21 protein-coding genes are annotated in these 26,219 nt (G+C 41.8%); 15 read left to right on the forward strand and 6 right to left on the reverse strand.

From position 1 onward, the window contains the following. Positions 1–1,315 precede the first annotated feature (1,315 nt). The 5 genes from ACVPON_RS06870 to ACVPON_RS06890 all read left to right on the forward strand — a co-directional run bounded on the left by ACVPON_RS06870 (position 1,316) and on the right by ACVPON_RS06890 (position 6,784). On the forward strand, positions 1,316–3,013 hold the full coding sequence (locus ACVPON_RS06870) for an FAD-dependent oxidoreductase (protein WP_462877485.1): 1,698 nt from the start codon (positions 1,316–1,318) through the stop codon (positions 3,011–3,013). Positions 3,014–3,015: 2 nt separating this feature from the next. Next, positions 3,016–4,332, forward strand: a complete 1,317-nt coding sequence (locus ACVPON_RS06875) for an APC family permease (RefSeq protein WP_462877487.1) — start codon at positions 3,016–3,018, stop codon at positions 4,330–4,332. A 21-nt stretch (positions 4,333–4,353) separates the two neighbouring features. Next, a complete protein-coding gene (locus ACVPON_RS06880; protein WP_462877489.1) occupies positions 4,354–5,613 on the forward strand; it encodes a YeeE/YedE family protein in 1,260 nt (419 codons plus the stop codon). 133 nt (positions 5,614–5,746) lie between these two features. Beyond that, complete coding sequence (locus tag ACVPON_RS06885; protein ID WP_462877491.1) at positions 5,747–6,376, forward strand: ArsR/SmtB family transcription factor; 630 nt, start codon at positions 5,747–5,749, stop codon at positions 6,374–6,376. Positions 6,377–6,388: 12 nt separating this feature from the next. After that, complete coding sequence (locus tag ACVPON_RS06890) at positions 6,389–6,784, forward strand: HAD family hydrolase (protein WP_462877493.1); 396 nt, start codon at positions 6,389–6,391, stop codon at positions 6,782–6,784. A gap of 286 nt (positions 6,785–7,070) precedes the next feature. Here the strand turns inward: ACVPON_RS06890 and ACVPON_RS06895 are convergent, their stop codons facing one another. Beyond that, the gene (locus tag ACVPON_RS06895) at positions 7,071–8,075 is read right to left on the reverse strand and encodes a lactonase family protein (protein WP_462877524.1); all 1,005 of its coding nucleotides are present in this window, start codon (positions 8,073–8,075) and stop codon (positions 7,071–7,073) included. Positions 8,076–8,211: 136 nt separating this feature from the next. On the opposite strand from ACVPON_RS06895, the gene ACVPON_RS06900 reads away from it, so the two are divergent. Genes ACVPON_RS06900 through budA form a run of 3 tightly spaced genes read left to right on the forward strand, consistent with a single transcriptional unit; the run spans position 8,212 to position 11,323 of the window. After that, positions 8,212–9,381 (forward strand): AI-2E family transporter, encoded by a 1,170-nt coding sequence (locus tag ACVPON_RS06900; protein ID WP_462877496.1) that lies wholly within the window; start codon positions 8,212–8,214, stop codon positions 9,379–9,381. Then, positions 9,374–10,603: a tetratricopeptide repeat protein gene (locus tag ACVPON_RS06905; protein WP_462877497.1), complete on the forward strand. Its 1,230-nt coding sequence runs from the start codon at positions 9,374–9,376 to the stop codon at positions 10,601–10,603. The genes ACVPON_RS06900 and ACVPON_RS06905 overlap by 8 nt, the downstream gene beginning before the upstream one ends. 3 nt (positions 10,604–10,606) lie before the next feature. Then, the gene (gene budA / locus ACVPON_RS06910; RefSeq protein WP_462877499.1) at positions 10,607–11,323 is read left to right on the forward strand and encodes an acetolactate decarboxylase; all 717 of its coding nucleotides are present in this window, start codon (positions 10,607–10,609) and stop codon (positions 11,321–11,323) included. Positions 11,324–11,961: 638 nt separating this feature from the next. Here the strand turns inward: budA and ACVPON_RS06915 are convergent. Both ACVPON_RS06915 and ACVPON_RS06920 read right to left on the reverse strand, forming a co-directional pair. Next, entirely contained in the window at positions 11,962–12,432 is a 471-nt protein-coding gene (locus ACVPON_RS06915; RefSeq protein ID WP_462877501.1) for an NUDIX domain-containing protein, read from the reverse strand. 27 nt (positions 12,433–12,459) lie between these two features. Beyond that, entirely contained in the window at positions 12,460–14,109 is a 1,650-nt protein-coding gene (locus tag ACVPON_RS06920; RefSeq protein ID WP_462877503.1) for an Rqc2 family fibronectin-binding protein, read from the reverse strand. Positions 14,110–14,619: 510 nt separating this feature from the next. On the opposite strand from ACVPON_RS06920, the gene trpX reads away from it, so the two are divergent. From trpX to ACVPON_RS06955, 7 genes are all read left to right on the forward strand, one after another. After that, entirely contained in the window at positions 14,620–15,618 is a 999-nt protein-coding gene (trpX, locus tag ACVPON_RS06925) for a tryptophan ABC transporter substrate-binding protein (protein ID WP_462877505.1), read from the forward strand. 80 nt (positions 15,619–15,698) lie between these two features. Beyond that, entirely contained in the window at positions 15,699–16,565 is an 867-nt protein-coding gene (locus ACVPON_RS06930) for an ABC transporter permease (RefSeq protein WP_462877507.1), read from the forward strand. After that, complete coding sequence (locus tag ACVPON_RS06935) at positions 16,562–17,320, forward strand: ABC transporter ATP-binding protein (RefSeq protein ID WP_462877509.1); 759 nt, start codon at positions 16,562–16,564, stop codon at positions 17,318–17,320. The genes ACVPON_RS06930 and ACVPON_RS06935 overlap by 4 nt, the downstream gene beginning before the upstream one ends. A gap of 306 nt (positions 17,321–17,626) precedes the next feature. Then, entirely contained in the window at positions 17,627–19,288 is a 1,662-nt protein-coding gene (locus ACVPON_RS06940; RefSeq protein WP_462877511.1) for a ribonuclease J, read from the forward strand. Between the two features lie 80 nt (positions 19,289–19,368). Then, complete coding sequence (locus ACVPON_RS06945) at positions 19,369–20,154, forward strand: alpha/beta hydrolase (protein WP_462877513.1); 786 nt, start codon at positions 19,369–19,371, stop codon at positions 20,152–20,154. A 17-nt stretch (positions 20,155–20,171) separates the two neighbouring features. Next, positions 20,172–20,987: a nucleotidyltransferase domain-containing protein gene (locus tag ACVPON_RS06950; RefSeq protein ID WP_462877516.1), complete on the forward strand. Its 816-nt coding sequence runs from the start codon at positions 20,172–20,174 to the stop codon at positions 20,985–20,987. 37 nt (positions 20,988–21,024) lie between these two features. Next, on the forward strand, positions 21,025–22,941 hold the full coding sequence (locus ACVPON_RS06955) for an ABC-F family ATP-binding cassette domain-containing protein (RefSeq protein ID WP_462877518.1): 1,917 nt from the start codon (positions 21,025–21,027) through the stop codon (positions 22,939–22,941). 600 nt (positions 22,942–23,541) lie between these two features. Here the strand turns inward: ACVPON_RS06955 and ACVPON_RS06960 are convergent. Genes ACVPON_RS06960 through murT form a run of 3 tightly spaced genes read right to left on the reverse strand, consistent with a single transcriptional unit; the run spans position 23,542 to position 25,998 of the window. Continuing rightward, a complete protein-coding gene (locus ACVPON_RS06960; RefSeq protein WP_462877520.1) occupies positions 23,542–23,859 on the reverse strand; it encodes a LapA family protein in 318 nt (105 codons plus the stop codon). Between the two features lie 9 nt (positions 23,860–23,868). Further along, positions 23,869–24,654, reverse strand: coding sequence for a lipid II isoglutaminyl synthase subunit GatD (gatD, locus tag ACVPON_RS06965; RefSeq protein WP_462877522.1), 786 nt, complete (start codon positions 24,652–24,654; stop codon positions 23,869–23,871). Beyond that, entirely contained in the window at positions 24,655–25,998 is a 1,344-nt protein-coding gene (gene murT, locus ACVPON_RS06970) for a lipid II isoglutaminyl synthase subunit MurT (RefSeq protein WP_462877525.1), read from the reverse strand. It lies immediately after the preceding gene. Between the last annotated feature and the right edge of the window lie 221 nt (positions 25,999–26,219).

Here is a 26,219-nt window from a genome sequence, read left to right on the forward strand (position 1 = left end):
GAAGTGAGTTCCCATATCAAATTCATCAGTGATAACGATATTTTTGTCTTTAATTCTGAGAAAATTTGTGATAAGATTTAGTTGTTTCATATGAGTCTTTCTAATGAGTTGTTAGTCGCTTTTCATTATAAGTCATATGGGACTTTTTTTCTATACTCAAAAAGGCTCCATAATCTCTACAGTGGATTTACCCACTACAGAAATTATAGAGCCATGATTGAAAGGATTTCGTTCTGTAGTGTCTAGTACAGAACGAAATCCTTTTTGTGTTGTTAAGTTTGTACTAGCATAGAAAGTATAGGTTGCTATATCTGTTATTAGCCAAAGCTGAATCCCCTGTCTATTTTTTCGTATAGAGTTTAGGGAGTGTTCAATTAAGATGTGAGGACGTCAAGAGTAAAGTAAAAATCGGAGATAGACGATGTGTTCAATTCCTAGTTTTTTGAAGATTGTAGAGGAGAAGGGCGTAAAGACCAGTCGAAGAATAGCCATTGGAAAAAGATAATCGAATCGTCTGCCAAAAATAGAGAAAGGTCTAGTTCCTATTGAAAGTAAGTAGTTTTTTGAGTTATTTATTCTTGTCCATCTAGTAAAGACAGTGATGCTCTTTTTTTCTGATATACTCATTTCGTTTCCTTTTATTACTTCAACGATTGTGGAAACTCCGTTTCCTTATTTCCAACTTCCAATCATCTTCTAGATGAATTGTGGAAGCTCCGTTTCCTTATTTCCAGCTTCCAATCATCTTCTAGATGAATTGTGGAAACTTCGTTTCCTTATTTCCAACTTCCAATCATCTTCTAGATGAATTGTGGAAACTTCGTTTCCTTATTTCCAACTTCCAATCATCTTCTAGATGAATTGTGGAAACTTCGTTTCCTTATTTCCAGCTTCCAATCATCTTCTAGATGAATTGTGGAAACTTCGTTTCCTTATTTCCAACTTCCAATCATCTTCTAGATGAATTGTGGAAACTTCGTTTCCTTATTTCCAGCTTCCAATCATCTTCTAGATGATTGGAACTCACTTTGCCCTACTCTACGATTGTTACTGACTATCGTCAGTATGATTTCCAACCTTCAACAGTCATTAGACTGTTGAAGCAGCCTGCAGCTCCTTGCCTAGTACTAAAAGTAAACGAAACAACTATATAGGCAGTTGGATATTCTGATTGGAAGAGCACTAGACGTGTTAGAAATAAGATAGTGAGGGAAAGATAGAAATTGGAGATAAATTGATGAGAAAGCATTGACTAACATTCAATTGAATGTTAAAATAAGTTTGAAAAAAATATCACAAGCTAAGGAGGAAGGAAATGCCTAAGAAATATATTATCGTTGGTGGAGTTGCAGGAGGAGCATCTGTCGCAGCTAGGTTACGGCGGATTGATGAACATGTTCCGATTCAAATCTACGATAAGGGATATGATGTTTCTTTTTCAAATTGCTGTTTGCCAAACTACTTTAGTGGAGAAATTGCAGACATTGAAGATTTGGTTTTTTATGACGCCGCTAGTTTAAAACAGACCTATAATCTGGACGTTAAGGTTCGCCATGAGGTAGTGAACATTCTCTCAGACCAGCATAAGGTGGTTGTTAAAAATCTGGAAACAGGTGAAGAATTTGAGGATTCTTATGATGCTTTGATTCTATCACCTGGAGCAAAAGCACTCTTACCACAATCGATTAAAGGAATCGATCACTCACATGTTTTCAGTCTAAAAAACGTGTCTGATGTGAGAGCGATTGCCCATCATCTAACTGTGGAAGCTGCCGAGGATATTGTTGTAGTCGGTGGTGGTTTTATTGGTGTAGAAGTAGCTGAATGTTTGAAGAAATCGGGAAAAACGGTTCATTTGGTTGAAGCTAGTTCGCAGATTATGACCCCTTTTGATGAGGACATGGTGCAGATACTGCATAAGGAACTTCTAGACAAAGGAATCAATCTTATTTTAGAAGATGGAGTAGAAGAGATTACAGCTTATAGTGTCTATCTATCCAGTGGGAAAAAATTGCCTGCTCAAGCAGTGATTATGGCGATTGGGGTAACTCCTGATGTGGAATTTGCAGTCGGATCGGGTATCCAATTGGGCGAGACAGGAGCTATCGCGGTCGATGCGACCTATCAGACAAATCTGCCAGATGTCTATGCGATTGGAGATGCGATTGAAGTGACCAATCGTCAGACAGGGAAAAAAGTACGCTTACCATTAGCCGGTCCTGCCCAAAAGCAAGCTCGAAATCTAGCAGATATCCTATCTGGTAAACCACAACCAAACCGTGGAGTGATTGGTTCATCTTGTATTCGAGTGTTTGGCTTGAATGCAGCAGCAACCGGTCTGAATGAAAAAAGTTGCCAGGCTGAAGGGATAGACTATCGTGTTGCTCTTGTTATCCCTAATGACCGTGTTGGCTTAATGCCAGAGGCTTCACCAATGTATTTTAAATTGCTTTATGAATATCCGACAGGCAAAGTTCTGGGTGCCCAAGCAATCAGTAAAGGAAATCCTGTTAAAAATATCAATGTGATTGCAACGGTTATTAGCATGGGTGGCTATTTAGAAGATCTGAAAGAGTTGGAATTGTGTTATGCACCAGCCTTTTCTACGGCTAAGGATGTCGTGAATTTTGCAGGAATCGTGGGCTTGAATTATCTACAAGGCGTCTATGAGCAAGTGGCTGTGACAAGTGTTCGTAACTTAGTAGAAAAGGGAGAATTTATCGTAGATGTTCGGGGGCGTGAGGCTTTTGAAGCTGGTCATATCAAAGGGGCAGTCAATATTCCACTGGCAGAAATTCGTGAACGCTTGGACGAAATTCCAAGAGACAGACCTGTTTATATCCATTGTCGGACTTCTTGGAATAGTTACTATGCAATCTGTGCCTTAAAAGGATATGGCTATGAGAATGTTATCAATATTCAAGGTTCTTTCTTGATGTTGAGCTATTATGAGTATTTCAAGGATCAGACAACAGGACGCGAGCCAATTGTAACAGGCTATCATTTTGATTAGTGATGTCAAAGAAGTTATCGCAATTAGACATCCTTGCCCTTGTGCTAGGTGCAGTAATTGGTTGGGGTTCTTTTTCCTTGCCTGGTACTAAATTTTTACCAGAAGCAGGAGTCATCAATACTGCTATCGGATTTGTGGTAGGTGCCTGTTTACTGTATGCTATTCAAGTTGGCTACCATACGATGATGCTTTACCATCAAGAGCAAGGTGGAGAGTTCTCTTATACCCTACTGCATCTAGGAAATAAACATGGATTTGTTGTTGGTTGGGCGCTCAGTTTTTGTTATTTGACGCTTATTTCCTTAAATACAACAGCTGTAAGTCTCCTCTTAAAGGAGATTTTTGGCAATATCTCTTATGGTTATCTCTATACGATTACGACCCATCCTGTCTACTTGTCAGAAATTGGGATTGGAATGGCTGTCATCTGTCTTTTTTACTGGATGAATAAGCATGGATTACTGCTATCAATGCTCTTTCAAAAAATAGTGATTTTCTGGCTTTTTGTGGCTGTTTTTTCTCTGACTATCTGGATGGTATACCATGGGAATAGACAACAGTTTTATACCTTTTACCTAGCCTCTTATCATTTTGATTTGGTAGCGATTATCAAAGTAGTAGCCATCTTTCCCTTTTTATTTGTAGGTATTGACCTTGTGCCTCAGGTGATGATGGATTTGGGATTTTCAAGCAAGGCAACTTGCAGACTTACCGTATTAGCAATAGCAGTTGGTATGCTGATGTATAATGTATTGAATCTGTTAACAGCCTTGGCTTATTCGCCTACTCAAGTAAGGAGTTTAGCATGGGCAAGTGGCAGTGCTGTCTTACATTATGTAGGCAAGGTGGGCTTTGCTATCCTCTGTCTTTCTTCATTAGCTGCACTGGTGGGAGGGATCAATGGCTTTCTGCTGGCAAGCAGTCGGGTGGTTTCCTCACTGGCACTGTATGAACTATTACCGAGCCGTTATGCCCAAAAAAATCAACATCAGGTAGCAGAACATGCCTTAAAATTTGTATCGTTAATAGCGATGATGCTTCTGTTTTTGGGACGAGAGATGATCGTCTATATCGTGGATTTATCCAGTTTAATGGCAGCTGTTACGTATACTTATGTGTGTGTGATCAGTGCGAGAGTAGCCAGAACCTCCCCCGCTAAAAGGGGGAGTCAACTCGGTATTATGGTCAGTATTTTCTTTATTGGGCTACTCCTGATACCAGGTTCTCCTAGTCAGTTAAGTAGGATTTCGCTAGGGATTTTGATAGCTTGGATAGTACTAGGTTTTTTGTATTTTAGAGTAATTAGGAATCGGAAATAAAAGAAAATTTAGGAGAAGAAAATGAAAAAGTTTGAACGTGTGATAGGAATCATAGGCATTGTTGCCATCTTGTTCTTTGGACGGTATTGTTTGACTTCAGACATGCTCTTTTTCCGTCTGATGATTGGTATTGGTTTAGGTTATACCTTAAGCAGGGGGTATACAGGTTTTGCTGGAAGCGTGAATCGTGCCTATCGAACAGGTTCCACTCGCCTTATGCGGACCATGATGGTGATGTTTTTTATCACTTGTTTATTGAGTGCAGCTTTCTTATTTAGGGGGGAAGCAACCACTTATGATTTATGGGTTAACCCAATTAACTGGGGCTTATTACTTGGAGGGCTGCTCTTTGGATTTGGCATGACCTTTTCATCTTGCTGTGCCTCTGGTGTATTGACAGACTTGGTCACTGCTCTTCCTAGGGGAATACTGACCTTGCTTTTCTTTGCTTTGGGTGTATTTGTAGGCTTTCCTATCCAAAATAGTGCTTCTTGGATTCAACAATCATGGATAACGAGTGTAACAGGCGCTAAACTTCATGGCGGGGTGTACTTACCAGACCTCTTTCCATTTGACGGCTTAGATGGTTATCTAGGTTCACTTGTTTTGACAGGAATCTTATGCCTCCTTGTGATTTGGATGGCTTATCGCTATGAAGCTCACCGTAAGCAAGCGGGAACCTATATTGGTCATCTTGGTGAAAAAATGCAGGATATGGAAGTAGCAGAAGTAGCAAGCATACCTGTAACAGCGGAAGAGTGGTACAACCGTCTCTTCGTCAATGCCTGGTCTTTAGGGACAGCCTCTGTCGTGCTAGCAGTCCTTTTTACCTTATTGATGGGGATTACCAAGGCTGGATGGGGTGCAAGTACTCCTTACGGCATATGGTTTGGACAAGCCTTGCTCTTATTTGGTGTTGATGCAGCTAGTTTGGCAAATTTTACCCTACTGCCTGAAGAAGCTTTTACCACACCCTTTTTACAGCACCCAATCAGTGTTCAAAACCTTGGAATTATTCTTGGTACAATCGTGTTCTTATTGATTTCAGGAACCTTTACCAAAGCATGCAAATCGGAATTACGGATTACAGGAAAAGAAAGTTTTTTCTATATGTTAGGAGGATTTTTGATGGGATTTGGAACACGCTTGGCAAATGGTTGCAATGTCGGAGCGCTCTTTACACCGATTGCAAACTTTTCTTTATCTGGGTGGGTCTTTCTCATCTTCTTGGTAAGTGGTGGTATTCTTGGAAATATGACTGCTAAGAAATTTGATCTGTAAGAAACCTAGGCTCTCACTTCTAAGGGAAGGGAGAGCTTTTTTTATTCGGATAGAAAAAGATATGGTATAATCAATACTGGATAATGAATGGAAACGAGGAATATCAAGGATTTTGGTAGATGACAGACAATATATGGATCAGGTATTCAAAGAATACGTGCGCATCGGAAAAGCACTGTCCAGTGAAAAACGTTTAGAAATATTGCATCGGCTCGTCCATGGTCCTAAATCTGTAGAGCAGTTATCTAAGATGACAGACATGTCCATTGCGAACACCTCTAGGCATCTACAAGTCTTAAAAGAAGCGAGTCTTGTTAAGCTAAAAAAAGAAGGGAAGTATGTTTGGTACAGTGTTTCATCAGAAATGGTAGAGCATTTGTTATGGGACATTCACCAGATTAGCGAGGAGCAATCACCGATGTTGACCTTTATTGAGCAACAATTTATTGCAACCGATGATCAGATCAAGACCCTTGACTTGACAGAGGCGAAAAATAAGGTGTTTGCCCATCAGGCACAGCTAGTGGATTTGCGTTCGGAAGTAGAATTTGAAATTGATCATGTAGAGGGAGCAGTCAACATTCCCTATTCTATATTGACAGAAAAGTTAAGCAAGCTTGACAAGGATAGGCCCATCATCTTATATTGTCGGGGATTATTCTGCACTTACGCCAATCAAGCTGCCTCCATTTTAAATAGGAACGGTTTTGAAGCCTATAGTGTCAGTGGAACGCACTTTGACTGGAAGCGTGAGACAAAATAATGGGAGGATAAGATGTCCAACTGGCTATTTTTTGATGTCGGATCCACCTTGGTGGATGAAAGTGAAGCTTATCAAAGATTTGCCCATGAATGTGCGAGAGTTTTACAAGCTTATGGTAGGCAGGTGACTGCGATAGACTTTTTTGATATAGTTATATGCTCAGAAGAAGTAGGCTATCACAAACCAGACCGAGCAATTTTTGATGCTACCTTAAGACAGCTCCAGATCCCTGCGAGGGATTGTGTCTACATCGGAGATCGTATGGACAATGATATTCTTCCTGCTAAGAAAGTTGGAATGGGAACTGTGCATGTGCTACAAGGAATCGGTCCCCATTATTGTCAACAGACAGCTATAACGAGTGACATAACTATTCAGACATTGAATGATTTACTTGAATGGTTATAAAAACCTAATATTGGTTAGGAGTAACTGTTTTTTCAACTCACCTTACTAGAGGGAGTGAGGAAAGGAGCGTTTTATCTCTAGATTGAAAGGAGAGAAAACTACCCAAATTTTTGAATATTCATAGATAGTTAAAGGTAAGTGGTGCGTTTCGCCAAAATTCGTTGAGCATGACAGAGCATAATCCGAAAATACTAGATGTTAAAAAACGCCTACAAGCAAGGTATTGTTGCCCGTGCTTGTAGGCGGTTTTTATGTAGCTAAAGATCAGTTGCTCAGTCTTATGCCTTTATGAAAAGAGGACGCAGACGGCTTCAGGGACGATAAAGTCAGAAGATAAGCTAGTGAGTTTTCCTGTTTCGTCATTGCGACTAAAGACACTGATATTGTCTGAATCTTGATGGGCGACAATAAGGAAGCGATTGTCAGGGCTGAGAATGAAATCACGCGGTGTTTTGCCAAGACTTGGAACGATATCTACTAGCTCGAGACTGGCATCTCCTAAAACCTTGTAAACTGCAATCGAATTGTGTCCACGGTTTGAAGCATAGAGAAATTTCCCATCTTTAGAGAGGCGAATAGCTGCGGTACCGTTAAAGTCAGTATAGTCATCCGGCAGGGTAGAGATGGTCTGCATGTGTTCAAATTCTCCCAAACCGTCGTAAATGAGTACTTCAATAGTCGAATTCAATTCGCAGATGAGATAGGCCATTTTTGTGGTTGGGTGGAAAATGATATGGCGTGGTCCAGCACCCGGTGTCGCTTGATAACGAGCGAGTGGTAGGAGTTTTCCTTGCTCAGCTACTCTATAAGTGATGACTTCATCGGTTCCTAAATCGCAGGTGACGAGGTATTGGTCGGGGGTTAGGTCAGCGAAATGGACGTGCGGACTAGCTTGATTTTTATGGGGTCCAGAACCCTTATGGTGTTGAGTATCTGTCAACTCTAACCCGCCATTTTCTAAGCGCTTATAGACCAAGACTTGTCCCTTATGGTAGTTGGCAGCGTAGACTAGTTGGCGTTCTTCATCGAGCGATACATAGCAGTGAGGAGCACCTGCTGATACTGCGTGGTTGATCAGGTTAAGGTCTGGGGAAAAAGCAGCGAGCCCTCCTTGGTCCCCCTTAGCTCCTACGGAGTAAAGAAACTGGTCAGTTGATAAAGCCAGATAAGTTGGATTGGGCTCAGCTACAAGCAGACGGCGGTTGCTCAATTCGCCGGTTTCGACATTAAAATCTGCGGCATAGATTCCCTCAGAGGCTCTACGAGTATAGGTTCCAAAATAGAGTGTCATCATTTATTTCTCCCATTATTTTATTTAGAAAATTATATCATATTTTAAAGGGAAAGTCCGTTTGCTATGTGATTTCTATGACCCGAAAATCGAGGATACATGGTATAATAGAAAAAAATAGAAGAAGAGGTTTTACATGGAAGATAAGAAACAATCGTTTTACCTGTCTTGGTTTTTCAAATGGTTTGTCAACAATCAAGCGGTTACATTTTTTCTTGTGACCCTCTTGGTTTTGTTGACTATCCTTGTATTGACCAAGCTTAGCTTTCTTTTTAGTCCGATTGCCAGTTTTTTGGGAATCATTCTTTTGCCCATGCTCCTGACAGGCTTGCTCTATTATTTGCTCAATCCCATTGTCGATGTGCTGGAAAAATGTAAGGTATCGCGAACGATCGCCATAGCGATTTTATTTGTCGTTATTGCTTTTCTCTTGGTTTGGGGCTTGGCAGTTGCTATTCCAACTATTCAAAGGCAGGTCGTGAGCTTTGCCCGCAATCTTCCAACCTATATTCAGGAAATCGAATTACAGGTGACCTCTCTCCTGCAGGATGAACGATTTGAGCAGTTCCGTCCCACAGCCTTGGAAGCCTTGGATAATGTGAATAGCCAGATTATTTCCTTTGCCCAAAAAATATCTTCAAGTGCGGTGGATTGGGCTAAAGAATTGATCAGTGCGACCTCGCAGGTGGTCGTAGCTGTCTTGATTATGCCCTTTATCCTCTTTTATCTCCTGCGTGATGGGCAATATCTGAAGGCGCATATTACTGAATACCTACCGACCAAGTGGCGGGCTTCCATCGGTGCTGTCTTGACCGATGTGAATAGTCAACTCTCCAATTATGTACGGGGGCAGGTGACTGTTGCAGTGATTGTTGCCTTGATGTTTTCAATTATGTTTTCAATAATTGGGCTAAGTTATCCGATTACCTTGGGGATTGTAGCTGGCTTTTTGAATCTGATTCCCTATCTCGGGTCTTTTCTTGCCATGATACCTGCCCTTATCTTGGGAGCTATTGCAGGACCATTTATGCTCCTTAAGGTCATCCTTGTATTTGCAGTGGAGCAAACCATTGAGGGACGCTTTGTAACCCCTTTGATTATCGGTAGCTCCTTGAATATTCATCCGATTACGATTCTTTTTGTCCTTTTGACTGCTGGACAGATGTTTGGTGTGTTAGGTGTACTCCTTGGTATTCCGATTTATGCTTCTATTAAGGTGGTTTTAAAAGCTATTTTTGAATGGTATAAGGACTATAGTGGTTTGTATGATCCAGAAGATGAAGTGATTGAGGGTATAGATGAATAATAGTGAAAAAATGTTGGTCTGCTTGGAGCAACAAGATTTACAAAAGGCGATGAAGTATTTTCAGCGGGCGCTGGAGACTGATTCAGATGAGGTCTTGTTGGATTTAGCAGCTTATCTGGAAAGTATAGGATTTCTACCACAGGCCAAAGAAATTTACCTGCGCTTACAGGAAGACTATCCGGAGCTTGCGATTCAACTCGCCCAAATTGCTAATGAAGATGGCTTGGTAGATGACGCCTTTGCCTATCTGGAAATGATTGCTCCAGACAGTCCAGTCTACCTGGAAGCCTTGCTTGTAAAAGCCGATTTCTATCAATCGGAAGGCTTGGCTGATGTAGCGAGAGAAAAGCTTTTAGAAGCTAGTCGGTTGAGCGATGAGCCAGTCATTTTGTTTGGTCTAGCTGAATTAGATATGGAGTTACAAGAATACAAGGAAGCCATTCAATATTATGCCCAGCTAGATAATCGAGAAATCTATGAGTGGACAGGTGTGTCCACCTATCAACGGATTGGGCTTGCCTATGCAAGTCTGGGAAAATTTGAAGTGGCAATTGAGTTTTTGGAAAAATCAGTTGAATTAAATTACGATGATCAGACAGTCTTTGAACTGGCAACATTGTTGCTGGATCGAGAAGATTATCAAAAATCAGTCCTCTATTTCAAGCAGTTAGATGCGATGAATCCAGAATTTGAGGGTTACGAGTATGCATATGCCAAGGCTCTTCATGGAGAGCATCAGTTGACAGAGGCACGGAAGATGATCGAAAAGGGGCTTGCCAAAAACGAATACGACCCTGCCCTGCTTTTACTAGCTTCTCAGTATGCCTATGAGGATCATGATATCAAGGCTGCCGAAGATTATCTCTTGCAAGCGAGGACAGGTGTTGATGATGAAAATGAGGTCGTTCTGCGCTTGACCAATCTCTATCTAGAACAGGAACGCTATGAGGAAGCAGTAGATCTCTATTCGGAAGAATTGGATCATGTCCTGGCTCTTTGGAATATTGCCAAAGCCTACCAGGCCTTGGAGCGAGAAGCAGAAGCACTTACTCTTTTTGAACAACTGCAGCAGGATTTAGCTGAAAATCCTGAATTTTTAGCAGATTATATGGAGTTATTACGGCAACTTGGTCAACTAGAGGAAGCCCAAAAATTGGCAAGTCACTACCTGCAATTAGTACCAGATGATCTTCTCATACAGGAATTTTATAATCAAGGATAAGAAATGGAAGTAAATAAATTATTTCAGTATAACACACTCGGAGCCTTGATGGCTGGCTTGTACGGTGGCTCTCTGACAGTAGGTGAACTGTTAGAACATGGTGATTTAGGGCTAGGAACACTTGACTCGATTGATGGGGAATTGATTGTATTGGACGGGAAAGCCTACCAAGCCAAAGGGTCTGGTGATAGACCAGAGGTAGTAGAGGTATCGCATGATGTAAAGGTACCATATGCAGCAGTGATTTTTCATCAAGCAGAAGTCATTTTTAAGCAGCGTTTTGAAATGACTGATCAGGAATTGCAAGCACGGATTGAGTCCTATTACGATGGTGAAAATCTCTTTCGATCCATTAAAATTCGTGGTCACTTCGCAAAGATGCATGTCCGAATGATTCCAAAATCTACCTCAGATATGAAGTTTGCAGAGGTTGCAACCCACCAGCCGGAATATACAGCTGAGGATATTTCAGGTACCATCGTCGGTATCTGGACACCTGAGATTTTTCATGGCGTGAGTGTCGCAGGCTACCACCTACATTTTATTTCAGATGACCATCGTTTTGGTGGGCATGTGATGGATTATGTCATCAGCCAAGGCTTCGTTGAAGTCGGGGCTGTTGATCAGCTAGACCAACGTTTCCCAGTTCAGGATCGTCAGTTTCTGTTTGCAAAATTCAATGCAAAAGAGGTGCGGGAAGATATTGATAAGGCGGAATAAAATAGCACAGTGTGCTATTTTATCCCGAGCCTGTCAATAAGAAAGCGAGGAAGCACATTGTGCTATTTTATCCCGAGCCTGTCAATAAGAAAGCGAGGAGGCACAGTGTGTGATGTATCCTAAAATCTTCAAATATGAAAGCGTGGTTCATTGTGTAAATTGCGCTTTTTCTTTATACTCACTAAAAATCAAAAGTAGACTAGCTTTCACAATTAAGAATTGTGAAAGGTTGGAAATGAGAGTAGCACCGCTCATTTCCTTATATAGTTATTTAGTTTACTTTTAGTACTAGGCAACGAGTTGCAGGCTGCTTCAACAGTCTAAGGACTGTTGAAGGTTGGAAATCATACTGACGATAGTCAGTAACAATCGTAGAGTACGGCAAAGCGAGTTCCAATCATCTTCCAGATGGTTGGAAGTTGGAAATAGGGAAACGGAGTTTCCACAATCGTCGAAGTAATAAAAGTTAAACTAAATGGGTATAATCGAAGCTGAAGGTAGAACGAGCCTTCACCAAGGCAAGTTGACCAAGTATCCTTTTAATTTTTAAAGAGTATTATGTGACTATAAGTCAGTCACACCCTGTAAGGTGCGGAACAAATAAACCACCCGTTTTCACGGGTGGTTATGATTGAGTATCAATCATACAGTTTTTCTTTCGTATGAGAAATGCAGTGCTTTTCCTCGTCCCAGTAATGAATGCGTTCAAAGGAGCCCTTGCGCCAGTAAAGAGGGAGTCGCTCTCTTACATCCTCTTGCATATCAAGCTGGTCAAGTTGGTCAATCGACCACCATTTTGGTTTACCTTCAGGTGATGTAGTCAAGATTTCACCCTCAAAATCTTCACAGAGAAAGTCATAGTAGACGTAGCGTTCTTGTCCAATTGGATTGGTAAAGCCGGAGATGCCCTTCAGTTGCAGACCGAGGACAGTCAGTCCTGTCTCCTCTTTGACTTCACGAATAGCAGCTTCAAAGAAAGTCTCTGGAAATTCAACCTTGCCGCCGGGTTGAATCCAGCCCTTGAAATCATCATGCTGGCGATCTAACAGCAGGACCTGATTTCCTTTTTTAATGCAAACATTCACATAGTTTTTGATTGTTTCATTCATCTGTTCTTTCCCTCTATTGCCTAGCTCTTACTGTTTCATGGCCTTAATCTTGGATTCATCTGGAGTAACTCGGAGTGTTTTCTGTCCCTGATAGGTAACAAATCCTGGTTTTCCACCAGTTGGCTTATGTAATTTCTTGGCTTCAATCATATCGACCTGCACGAGATTGGAGTAGCGAGCCTTAGAGAAGTAGGCAGCTAGTTCTGCAGCGTCGGTCTTCACTTCGTCACTAGGATTCAGATTATTTGTGATGATAACATGGCTTCCAGGAATATCTTTAGCATGGAACCACAATTCACCTTTCTTTGCCAATTTAAAGGTCACCTCATCATTTTGGAGATTGTTTTTTCCAACGAGAATGATTGTTTTCCCGTCTGTTGCCAGATAGCGTTCGGGTTGCTGGCGTTTGGCGATTTTTTCCCGATGACGACGCTTGAGGTAGCCAGTTTCGATTAACTCTTCTCTAATTTCGTTAATTTCAGAAAGACTAGCCTGTTCCAACATCGTATCCACACTTTCGAGGTAGGCGATAGTTGATTTCGTTTCCTCGATTAAGCTATTGAGGTGTTTGACAGCCTCCTTTAGTTTCTGGTACTTCTTGAAATAGCGTTGGGCATTTTGGCTTGGAGTGAGGGCAATATCAAGTTCAATTGTTACAGGATTACCTGTATAATAATTGTCTAAAGTAACGCTGGTTTGATCGTTTGGAACTTGATGGAGATAGGTTGTCAGCAATTCCCCTTTTTGGCGAAAGAGTTCGGCAGCTTCAGTATCAAGGAGTTCCTGTTCCTGCTTGATGAGCTTCTTGCGATTTTTATCTAATTCACTCGTGACCCGCTTGATCAATTCCTGAGCTTGTTGGCTAACCCGGTCACGCTCCGCCTTATCCCGATAGTAGTGGTCGAGGAGTTGAGAGAGGCTGGTAAATTTTTCTTGACTGTCTGAAAAAGGTAGGGCAGAATAGGACTTTGTCGTTAGAGTGGGCCGGCAGGCTTGAGCAAAGAAACTACGGAAATGTTTGAGTTTATCAGTGGTCAGACCTTGTGCTAATTCTGTTGCAGTATCGCGTCCCAAACCCTGAAAGAGAGTTTGAAGTCGCTTGGGCGTGAGCTCTTCTGTACTCAGAAGTTCAAATAATTTCTCATTGCCAATTGTAAAGGGATTAAAACGATTGGTTTCAGGAGGACGGAGATAGCTTGCCCCAGGGAGAAGCGTCCGATAGGAATTTTGTGAAAAGCCAATGTGTTTGATGGCTTCAATAATCCGTTTTTCTAGTTTATCGATGAGGAGAATATTGCTATGCTTACCCATGATTTCAATGATGAGGCTGACCTTTACATGGTCTCCTATCTCGTCCTTGTTTGAGACAATAAATTCTAGAATCCGGTCGTTCTCCCACTGCTGGATTGACTCAATAATAGCTCCTTGCAAGTATTTCCGTAAAACCATGGTAAAGGTGTTTGGAACCTTGGGATTGGTAAATTCAGCCTCGGTCAGTTGGACACGACCAAAGACAGGATGGGCAGAAAGAAGTAATTTGTGACTGCTCCGATTGCTACGGATATGGAGGACGATTTCCTGCTCAAAAGGTTGAGTGATTTTCTGAATCCGACCACCCTCAAGTGCCTCTCGTAATTCAGCCGTCATATGGTGTAAAAAGAATCCGTCAAAAGACATTGCTGTTCCTCGTATTTCTATTTCCTGCTGGTCAAGCCTAACCGGCTTTGCTTTCCAATTATACCATTTTTTAGAAAATTTACAAAAAACTATTGACAAAGCAAATGAGAAGTTCTATAATATTCACTAATCAGAAGAAGTAATAGACAGTACGTTTTCAGGGAGCTTGTGGATATTGCGAACAAGTAGCGGACGTTTATGAAATGGGCTGAGGTTATGTATTGAATTCAAAACAATGAGAATTCGGTTGGCACCCCTTACCGTGCAACTCCTTGATAGAGGAGATGGAGATATGGAACCATTCTAGACAGTTTCCATAAGTGAGGTGGCACCGTGTCATTGACGCCCTCGCATACAATTTTTTGTATGTGAGGGCTTTTTCTGTAGTGCTATGAAAGCAGCACCGTATGAGGAGGAATTAAATGATGAAAAAGCGTTGGCGAATCTATTGTTTATAGGATATGAAATCGAAATAGAGCACTGACTTGCGAACAAGGAGGAGAGGATATCATGAAAAATAAGAATTTACTATTAACTATTTTGGCTTTGGTGGCTGTCGTTGTTGGAGCAATCTTTCTAACCAATAAGAAGGAAGATAAGAAGGTGCAGACTGAGGGTGAAACGGTCAAGGTGGGAGTACTTCAGTTTGTGACCCATGAAGCCCTTGATGAAATTTACCGAGGCATTCAAGACGGTCTTGCAGAAGAAGGCTATAAAGATGCAAATATCAAGATTGACTTTATGAATGCTGAAGGTGACCAAGGGAAAATCGCTACTATGAGTCAGCAGTTGGTATCAAATGGGAATCAAGTCTTGATAGGTATTGCAACACCAGCGGCCCAAGGACTTGCTAATGCAACCAGTGACCTACCAGTTATCATGGGGGCTATCACTGATCCAGTTGGTGCCAAATTAGTCAAAAGCCTTGAAAACCCAGGTGCCAATGTGACAGGAGTTGCCTGCCCACAACCGATTGCGCAACAACTGGACCTGATTCAGAAGATTACCCCAACCGCAAAAACAATCGGTGTTCTGTATTCCAGTAACGAAGATAATTCAAAATTAAACGTAGAAAAATTCACGGAATTGGCAGAAAAAGAAGGCTATACGGTACTTGCCTACCCAGTTCCCTCTAGTAACGAAATTGCTTCCACTATGTCAGTGATGACTAGCAAGGTTGATGCTATCTGGATTCCTCAAGACAATGCTATTGCGTCAGCCTTTAAGACAGTAGTCGCAAGCAATAAGGAGGCGAAAGTACCTATCTTCCCAAGTGCGGATACCATGGTAAAAGAAGGCGGATTGGCTTCTGTTGTGGTTAGTCAATATGGTCTAGGAGTTTCAACAGGAAAAATGACTGCTAAGATTCTGAAAGGTGCAAAACCAGCTGAGACAGCTGTTGATGTGGTAGACCAAGGGGCGCCAATCATCAACAAAAAAGTAGCAGCTGAATTGGGAATCACCATTCCAGAAGAAATCGAAAAAGCTGCTGGTGAAATTGTAGAATAAAAAATAAGGAGAAATAAGAGAGAAGTGCTTGCCCAATAATGGTCTAGCTTCCTCTTTTCTTCAAGGTATAGGAAGAAAATATGATTGTATCAATAGTATCACAAGGTTTGGTCTGGTCTATTTTAGGACTTGGTATTTATATGACCTTTCGGATTTTGAACTTTCCAGACATGACAGCCGAAGGAAGTTTTCCTCTGGGCGGTGCAGTTGCAGTTACCCTGATTAGTGGTGGAGTGAACCCATTTTTTGCGACCCTCTTAGCCATTCTTGCAGGTTGTGTGGCAGGCTTAGTAACGGGTTTGCTTTATACCAAGGGAAAGATTCCGACCCTTCTCTCAGGGATTTTGGTCATGACTTCTTGCCATTCTATTATGCTGATGATTATGGGGCGAGCCAATCTTGGTCTCTTAGGGACGCAGCAAATTCAAGATTACCTCCCTTTTAATAACTCTGTTAACAATCTAGTCGCAGGTTTGACTTTTGTATTCTTGGTCATTGTAGCCTTGCTCTTTTTTCTCGATACTAAACTTGGACAGGCTTATATTGCAACAGGGGATAATCCAGATATGGCAAGGAGTTTTGGTATTAACACCGATAGCATGGAGCTGATGGGTTTAATCTTGTCAAATGGTGTGATTGCTTTAGCAGGAGCGCTAATTGCTCAACAGGAAGGCTACGCAGACGTTTCACGGGGGATTGGGGTTATTGTCGTTGGGCTTGCGAGTTTGATCATTGGAGAAGTTCTCTTTAAGAGCTTGACCTTGGCAGAACGGTTGCTGACCATTGTTGTAGGAGCAATTATCTATCAATTTCTCATCTGGGCAGTGATAGCACTTGGTTTTAATACGAGCTACCTCCGCATTTATAGTGCTGTGATTTTAGCCATCTGCCTCATGATTCCAACCCTAAAAACAAAATTCTTCAAAGGAGTGACCCTCAGCAAATGACAGCAATTGTAGAATTAGAAAATGCCACAAAAGTGGTCAATAATGGCTTTGATGAAAAAAAAGTCATCTTGCAGCAGGTTTCTCTTACGATTTATGAGCATGATTTTATCACGATTTTGGGGGGAAACGGTGCAGGAAAATCAACCCTTTTCAATGTGATTGCAGGGACCCTGCCCCTCACGAGTGGAACCATTCGGATTATGGGAGAAAATGTGACCAATTTCTCACCAGAAAAGCGGGCTAAATATCTAGCACGGGTCTTTCAAGATCCTAAAATGGGAACCGCTCCTCGAATGACCGTTGCAGAAAATCTCTTGATTGCTAAGTTTCGAGGAGAAGGACGCGGGCTTATTCCACGAAGATTGGGAAGCTATAAGGAAGAATTTCAAGCGACCATCGATCAGATTGGTAACGGTCTTGAAAAGCATTTGGATACTCCGCTTGAATTTCTCTCTGGTGGGCAACGGCAAGCCTTAAGCCTTCTGATGGCGACCTTGAAGCGACCAGAATTATTGCTTTTGGACGAGCATACGGCAGCTCTTGATCCCAAGACCAGTGTGGCTCTAATGAAGTTGACGGATTATTTTGTAACCAAGGATCAATTGACAGCTCTCATGATTACCCACCAGATGGAAGATGCCCTAAAATATGGCAATCGTCTTCTAGTCATGAAAGGCGGGCAGATCATTAAGGACTTGAGTAAGGCAGAAAAAGAAGAAATGACCTTGGACGATTACTATCGGTTGTTTGAATAGACTAATAAGGAGGAGGGGAAGTTGATTCTGAACCTGCTCTTTTTTTGAAAAAAGATTGAAAAAAGGGTATAATAGTATAGATATGCAAGAAATTGCAAGACTGTAATTCGACTTGGAACTCCAAGGACCGTTAGTAATACCTTTTGAAAATCAACCCCATACTTTGCCAGCTCATCCCACGGAACTTGTTTTGATTCTATGGTTTAAGAGGAGGATAGTGAGGTTCGCTCTTTCACTGTGTAAAATGGGGAGACTTCCTTCTAGGTTGATTTTCTTTGAGGATAAAAAAGAAATAAAGGAGTTATCATGACTGATATAAAGATTATGGCTTTGGGCGGTGTCCGTGAGAATGGGAAAAATCTCTACATTGCCGAAGTCAATGACATGATTTTTGTCTTGGACGCTGGGCTGAAATATCCAGAAAATGAACAGCTCGGTGTTGATGTTATCGTACCCAATTTTGAATATTTGGTAGAAAATAAGCAGCGTGTAGCAGGTGTATTTTTAACCCATGGGCATGCAGATGCGATCGGTGCCTTGCCTTATTTGCTAGAAAATGTACGCGTACCTGTCTTTGGCTCTCATTTGACCATTGAATTGGCAAAATTGGTCGTTAAAAATTACAATGCGACCAAGAAATTCAAGGACTTCCACATCATTAATGCAGAGACAGAAATTGATTTTGGAACTTCTATTGTCTCCTTTTTTAAAACAACCCACTCGATTCCTGAGAGTTTGGGGATTGTGATTAAGACGGATGAGGGCAATATTGTCTATACGGGTGATTTCAAATTTGATCAAGCTGCGGATCCCTTCTATAAGACCGATTTTGGGCGTCTAGCAGAAATTGGGAACGAAGGTGTTTTAGCGCTCTTGTCTGACTCAGCCAATGCTGATAGTCCTATTCAAGTTGCCAGCATGCATGAAGAAGCAGAAGAAATTCTCAATACCATTGCAGATTGGGAAGGGCGCGTGATTGTTGCTGCAGTTGCGAGTAACATCGTCCGTATCCAGCAAATTTTTGATGCCGCTGAAGCAACTGGTCGCCGCGTGGTGTTGACAGGCTACGATGTAGAAAATATCGTCCGCACAGCTATTCAATTGAAAAAATTGCGTCTGGTCAGCGAGCGTCTGTTAATTAAGCCAAAAGAAATGAATAAATTTGAGGATCATGAACTGATTATCTTGGAAACAGGGCGCATGGGTGAGCCTTTAAACGGTTTGCGTAAGATGTCAATCGGCCGCCATCGCTATGTCCAAATTAAGGACGGAGACTTGGTTTACATTGTCACCACCCCAACTATTTCCAAAGAGGCAGTTGTGGCACGTGTTGAAAATATGATCTACCAAGCAGGTGGTGTGGTTAAGTCAATTACTAAGAATCTACGGGTATCAGGGCATGGGAATGCACGTGATTTGCAGTTGATGTTAAATATCCTGCGGCCTAAGTATCTTTTTCCAGTACAAGGAGAATATCGTCAGTTAGATGCTCATGCTCGAGCAGCACTTGAAATTGGCTTGTATCCAGAAAATATTTTCATCGTTAAACGAGGGGATATTATGAGCTATGAGCAGGGTGACTTTGTCCATAGTGGCTCGGTTCCTGCGGGGGACGTCATGATTGACGGGAATGCGATTGGAGATGTCGGTAATATCGTTCTTCGTGATCGTAAAATTTTATCAGAAGATGGTATCTTTATCGTGGCGATTACGGTCAATCGCCGTGACAAACGGATTATTTCCAAAGCTAAGGTGAATACACGTGGCTTTATCTATGTGAAAAAGAGCCGTGATATTCTACGTGAAGCTTCTGACTTGGTCAATGCAACAGTAGAAAATTACTTTACAAAGGACAGTTTTGATTGGGCAGAGCTGAAGTCATCTGTTCGTGATGAACTTGCGAAATATCTCTTTGATCAAACCAAGAGACGTCCCGCTATCCTGCCCGTTATCATGGAAGTCAAATAGTATAGACAAATAGACAGAAAAAGGTGAGAGCTGCTTGGGCAGAAAAGCCCACCTTTTTCTATTGAAAGGAGAGAAGAATCATGGCTCTAATGAGTATTACCTATTATTCCTCTGTAATGGACTTGGACTTGTCTGTTCAAGTCTTATATCCAGATAAAGGGCGGGTGGATAATCCCGATGATACGGATATTCCAGTCTTGTATCTTCTGCATGGAATGGGTGGGCGAGATACGACTTGGTTGCGCTTGACAGCCTTGGAACGTTTGGTGCGCAAGACCAATTTGATAGTCGTCATGCCAGATACCCATAATGGTTGGTATGTCAATACCCAATACGGCTATCCCTATTTTGATGCACTGGCAATCGAATTACCAGAAATATTAAAACGCTTTTTCCCAAATATGACAGATAAACGGGAAAAGACCTTTATTGCTGGCTTATCTATGGGAGGCTATGGGGCTATGTACCTAGCCTTAGCAACCAATCGCTTTTCCCATGTTGCCAGTCTGTCGGGAGCCCTTAGCTTTAAGGATTTTGACCCAAGAAAGGAAGATTTGGGAAGCCTCGCCTATTGGATAGGGACCTTTGGTGAGATTTCAGACTGGGAAAGTCCAGATAATCCTTATTCCCTCGTTCATTTGGCGAAAAAAGCAGATAAAAGGACGAAGATGTATATCTGGTGTGGAGAACAGGATTTCCTACTAGCTGCTAATGCTTTTGCAGCTCAGTCCTTTAAAGAACTTGGCTATGAGGTTGATTATCAGACAGCACCTGGTAAGCACGAATGGTACTATTGGGATAGGCAGTTAGAAGTCGTTTTATCTTGGTTGCCCATTGAGTTTCAACTAGAAGAACGCTTGTCCTAATAATAGAGGAGATTGGTATGGAAAGTTTAGTTGCTTATAGACAAGAAAAGCTAGCAGAAATCCAAGCAATAATAGCACAAGTAAAGGGAATAGAAGGGATTTTCTTAGGTGGTTCCTTGGCGAATCAGACAGCAGATGCTTACTCTGATATTGATTTTCGGATTGTCCTAGATGATGCATTAAATCCTACAGATGTCCTTCTCCATTGCCTCAATACATTGACAGATTGTTTATTTATTGAGGAGCAACACCCTTATTTTGCGGTAGTGCATTTTAGGCAATTCGTGAAATTAGACCTCTTTATTTATAGAAAAAGTCAAGTTCAACCCTCCTTATGGTTACGTGATATAGCGATTCTTCAAGATAAACATGGTTTTTTACAAGCTATAAAAGAAGCCTCTCAAAAATTGGAGTTCACGCTTGAGCAAGAACAGCTGAATCACTATCTTGTGAAATATTATGCATATTTACACGAATATCTCAGACGGACAAAACGAGGAGAAAGTAATTATGCTCTCCACTGTCTTTTGGGAATGCGTCATATCTTGGCGAGTCTTTCTTACCTTAGTTGTGCTATATGTCCCAATACTCTCGGAGATTGGAGTAAATACGAGGGACGACAATCACGACTAGATACTCAAGTGACACTTTTATGTACAGGCTATCCTGTGGCGAATCAGGATATCGAGGACTTAACCGAGGCTTTCAAACAGCAAGCGCTGTTGGTTGCAAAAACATTTCAATTAGAATTTAATCTCAATCAGTTTGAGGAAGTTGTAAGCCTTTATCACAGATACAATTCAGACAATAGTGGTGACGGTGATTGCAAATAGTGTATATGCCTATGGTATTTTAGAATAAAATGGAACGATGATTATACTACAAGGAAATAAAATCGAGCGCTCCTTTGCAGGGGAAGTGCTCTTTGAAAATATCAATTTACAGGTGGACGAAAGGGATCGAATTGCCATCGTGGGAAGAAATGGTGCTGGGAAGTCAACCTTGCTCAAAATTCTAGTTGGTGAAGAAGCACCGACCAGTGGGGAAGTCAATCGCAAGAAAGATTTGTCCCTATCCTATCTGGCGCAAAATAGCCGTTTTGAATCAGAAAATACCATTTATGAGGAGATGTTGCAGGTCTTTTCTGGACTTGGTCAGACTGAAAAACGTTTGCGAGAGATGGAGTTTCAAATGGCTGGCTTAACAGGCTTGGAACTGGAAGAGCTGATTCAAACCTACGATCATCTATCAGAAGAGTTTCGCCTAGCGGGTGGCTTTACTTATGAAGCAGATATCCGTGCCATTTTAAACGGTTTCAAGTTTGACGAATCCATGTGGCAGATGAAGATTTCAGCCCTATCAGGTGGGCAAAATACCCGTCTGGCCTTGGCTAAGATGTTGCTAGAAAAACCAGAATTATTGGTTCTTGATGAGCCGACCAACCATTTGGATATTGAAACGATTGCTTGGTTGGAAAACTACCTTATTCATTATAAGGGAGCGCTCATCATTGTCAGCCATGATCGCTATTTCTTAGACAAGGTTGCGACCATCACGCTTGATTTGACTGCAACTTCCTTGGATCGCTATGTAGGAAATTATTCGACCTTTGTCGCATTAAAGGAGCAGAAGTTACTGACTGAGTGGCAGCATTATGAGAAGCAGCAAAAAGAAATTGCCAAGCTAGAAGATTTTGTCCAGAAAAATATTGTCCGGGCTTCAACCACCAAGCGAGCTCAAGCGCGACGAAAGCAACTGGAAAAAATGGAGCGGATAGATAAGCCTACCTTAGGGCAAAAATCTGCCAATATGGCCTTTTATTCGGATAAGACCTCTGGCAATATTGTCCTGACAGTCGAGCAGGCTGCTGTAGGCTATAATGGGGAGATTCTGTCTGAACCGATTCACATTGATCAAAGAAAATTAGATGCTATAGCTATTGTAGGACCTAACGGTATTGGAAAGACGACCCTTTTAAAATCGATTGTTGGGCAATTACCATTTATCAAAGGTGGAGCCAAGCTCGGGGCTAATGTTGAAGTTGGCTACTATGACCAAACCCAGTCTGCCCTTACTCCCTCTAATTCTGTTTTGGAAGAATTGTGGTCTGCCTTTCCCACGACCCCTGAGGTGGAAATCCGCAACCGCTTGGGAGCCTTTCTTTTTTCGGGCGATGATGTTCAAAAATCAATTGCGATGCTTTCTGGTGGAGAAAAAGCGAGGGTCTTGTTAGCGAAGCTATCTATGGAAAATAATAATTTTCTGATTCTCGATGAGCCGACGAACCACTTGGACATTGATAGCAAGGAGGTTTTAGAAGAGGCCTTGATCCAGTATGACGGGACCTTGCTCTTTGTCAGTCATGACCGTTATTTTATCAATCGGGTGGCAACCAAGGTTCTCGAATTATCTGCAACAGGTAGTACCCTTTATTTGGGGGATTACGATTATTATTTGGAGAAAAAAGCAGAGCAGTCAGTCGGTCTAGAGGAGACGATGGATTCAGTGAGTCCCTCTTATTCCAGTGGAGCTAGCAATTATCAAGCGCAGAAAGATAGCCAAAAAGAGCAACGTAAAATAGCTCGTAGAGTGGAACAGATTGAAGCTGAGATTGATGAGCTAGAACAGACCTCCAGTCAGCTTCAAGAAGCAATGTTTGAGACCAACGAGGTAGAGGTATTGACCAATCTTCAAAAGGAAATGGAGACCCTATCGCATCAGCAGGATAAGCTCATGGAGGAATGGGAAGTCTTGACCGAAAAGCTTGAGAGATTTGATTTTTATTGAGTATTAGTTTACTTTTAGTACTAGGCAAGGAGCTGCAGACTGCTTCAACAGTCTAAGGACTGTTGAAGGTTGGAAATCATACTGACGATAGTCAGTAACAATCGTGGAGTACGGCAAAGCGGGTTCCAATCATCTAGTAGATGATTGGAAGTTGGAAATAGAGAAACGAAGTTTCCCCAATTCATCTAGCAGATGATTGGAAGTTGGAAATAGAGAAACAGAGTTTCCCCAATTCATCTGGAAGATGATTGGAAGTTGGAAATAAGGAAACGAAGTTTCCCCAATTCATCTGGAAGATGATTGGAAGTTGGAAATAAGGAAACGAAGTTTCCCCAATTCATCTAGTAGATGATTGGAAGTTGGAAATAGAGAAACGGAGTTTCCCCAATTCATCTAGCAGATGATTGGAAGTTGGAAATAAGGAAACGGAGTTTCTCCAATTCATCTGGAAGATGATTGGAAGTTGGAAATAAGGAAACGGAGTTTCCCCAATCGTTGAAGTAATAAAAGTTAAACTAAATGAGTATAAAGGTGCAAAACAAGTAGCCCCAGTAGATAGATACTAGGGCTGCTTTGTTTAGTTGGTGGCCATCAGGGAGCCTATTCTGTAGGGATTTGTGCTTGATGGTTTAAGTCTCGCTGGGCTTGTTTTCGTTTTTCTTCGAGTGTTTGTTTTTGAGTATTCAATTCTTTCTTGACTTGTTTCAACTCGGTCTTGATTGCAAATTGCTTACTCATGCCAATCAGACTGGCAATCATAGCACCGAGTAAGACGGAGACCAGAATAAGAATAATCAAGGGGAGTTTGAAATAGCCAAAGAGATAGCTGACCTTGACAGTTTCCATATTAGCAAGAGACAGTCCTGCAATCAGTAAAATCAAGAGCAAGACAGTAATGTAGTGTACTTTTGTTTTCATGAGATTCTCCTATTCCTCAAAGCGAGCCTTGCTTTTGATATCGCCATACTCTTCGGGAGTTTCTAGAGAAAGAATGTCCTCGTAGGAAGGAAGAAGAATATCCTGTCCATACTTGTTGTGTAAGGCAGTAGTGACAAGACGGTAGGCTAGGTTGGCATTACGAGAGAGGATTGGACCGTGGAAGTAGCTAGCAAAGGTATTTTTATAGTGCATCCCCTCCCCTCCGTCTTCATTGTTATTGCCATGTCCATAAATAATTTTCCCCAGTGGTTTTTGATTGTCTGCTAAAAAGGTTCGTCCTTGGTGATTTTCAAAGCCATAGTAGGTCTCGTTAAATTCTTCATTATGAATTTTAATATCCCCAATAAAGCGATTGTTGACCTGATTGAGCGTATAATGACCCAGGATACCCAGGCCTTCAATCTTTCGCCCGCCCGCCTCGATATAGTATTGTCCCAAGAGTTGGAAGCCACCGCAGATGGCAAGCATCACTCCTCCATTTTCGATAAAGGCTGATAGGCTTTCTTTTTTGGTTGACAAATCGTTGGCGAGGATAGATTGTTCATAGTCTTGCCCCCCTCCAAAAAAGGCAATATCATAGAAATTGTTGTCAAATTCATCTTTGAGAGATACGATATCCACTTGGACACTTGCTCCCAGTTTCTCAGCCACGTATTTGAGCATCAAAATGTTGCCATTATCACCATAGGTGTTCATCAAATCTCCGTAAAGATGTGCAATGTGGAGCTGGTAGTCATAGTCCTTGTTTGGACTTATAAGCGATGGATAGACCATTTATTTCATCTCCCTTCCGACGATTTGGCGTTGCGCGAGAATATCCCGCAACTCTAGCATAGCAGTATAGGTTGCAAGAATATAGGTATGTTTGGTATCGTGTGCTTCAATCGAATCGAGAATCTTGGCAATTGATTGATCTTGGGTCATGTTAGCAACAGCAGCACCGGCAACCCGTAAACGACGTGCAATTTCAGAAGCACGAACCCCACCTGCAAAGACATGCGGAATCTGCATCTGCTTGATTCGTTCAAAATCTGCATCCCAGATCCAGCTGGTATCGATCCCGTCTGCGTAATTGGCATTGAGCAGAACCGCAAGGTTAAAGTTATGAGGGGCGAGTTGAATCATTTCAAGTGCCTGAGTTGCTCCAACTGGATTTTTAATCAAGATTAATGTACATTCCTTTTCACCAATTTTAAAGGTTTCTTGACGACCAAAGACAGCCTTACTCTTATCAAAACCAGCCTTGATTTTCTCAGGAGGAACCCCTAAAAATTCGGCGACACTGACTGCAGCAAGGGCATTGTAGATATTGTAGATTCCACCGATGTTAATCTTGTATTCTTGTCCGTCAATGGTAAAGGTTGAAGACACATGGGTAATCTCTTTGAGGGCGGTCAACTTGTAGTCCAACTCGGGACGCACAAAGCCACAAGCTAGGCAGATGTAATTTCCTAGATTGGCATAGGTATTCATCTTGTAGTGTAAAATCTGATGGCAATGTGGACAGAGCACCCCCTCGGTATTGTAGTGGGCTAACTTCGGTGCCTGCTCTTCAGTCGCAAATCCGTAGTAGCGGATAGGATTTATCAGTGTGGTTGAATGAAAGAGGGGACTATCCCCATTTGCAAGGATAGTTGCCGTTGGCGCCTTAGCCGCACCATCAACAATCATCTGGTAGGTCGTATAGATTTCACCGTAGCGATCCATCTGATCGCGGAAGATATTTGTAAAGACAATGAGGCTCGGCTTGATAAATTCGGTCACCTTGGCAAGACTAGCTTCATCAATCTCTAGCACGGCAATTTTTTTGCCGTCTTTATTTTTCTTAGCCGACAGAAAAGTAGCTGTAATGCCTGTCAGCATATTTGCTCCGCTAGTATTGGTTGTGACCGCTCCAAAGGCTTCCTCTAAGATACCAACCGTCAAGGCTGTCGTTAGGGTTTTGCCATTTGTACCTGTAATCACAATGATTTCATAATCTTTGGCGAGGCTATCTAAAATATGTTTGTCAAATTGTAGGGCAATTTTTCCCGGTAGGGTTGTTCCACGACCGAATGCATTGAGAATGGCTTGGGAGGTTTTTCCTGCCAGAAGCCCTAAAGCTGTATTTAGTTTCATCATAGGCTTATTTTAACATAAAGCCTACACTTTTTCTAGAATGGGAAACCATCCTGCACGTCAAACGCATGAAGGCTTTCTCATCTCACTTTGTTTATCAAACACTTTTTTTGAAGCAAGGATGGCTCATTTTCATTTTCCTCTCCCCCCTATCTTCTATCTCTAAAACCTAATTGCTGGAGGATTTCTTCTAAATGATAACTGACATACATACATTTTCG

The sequence above is a fragment of the Streptococcus sp. 1F3 genome, from assembly GCF_054968985.1.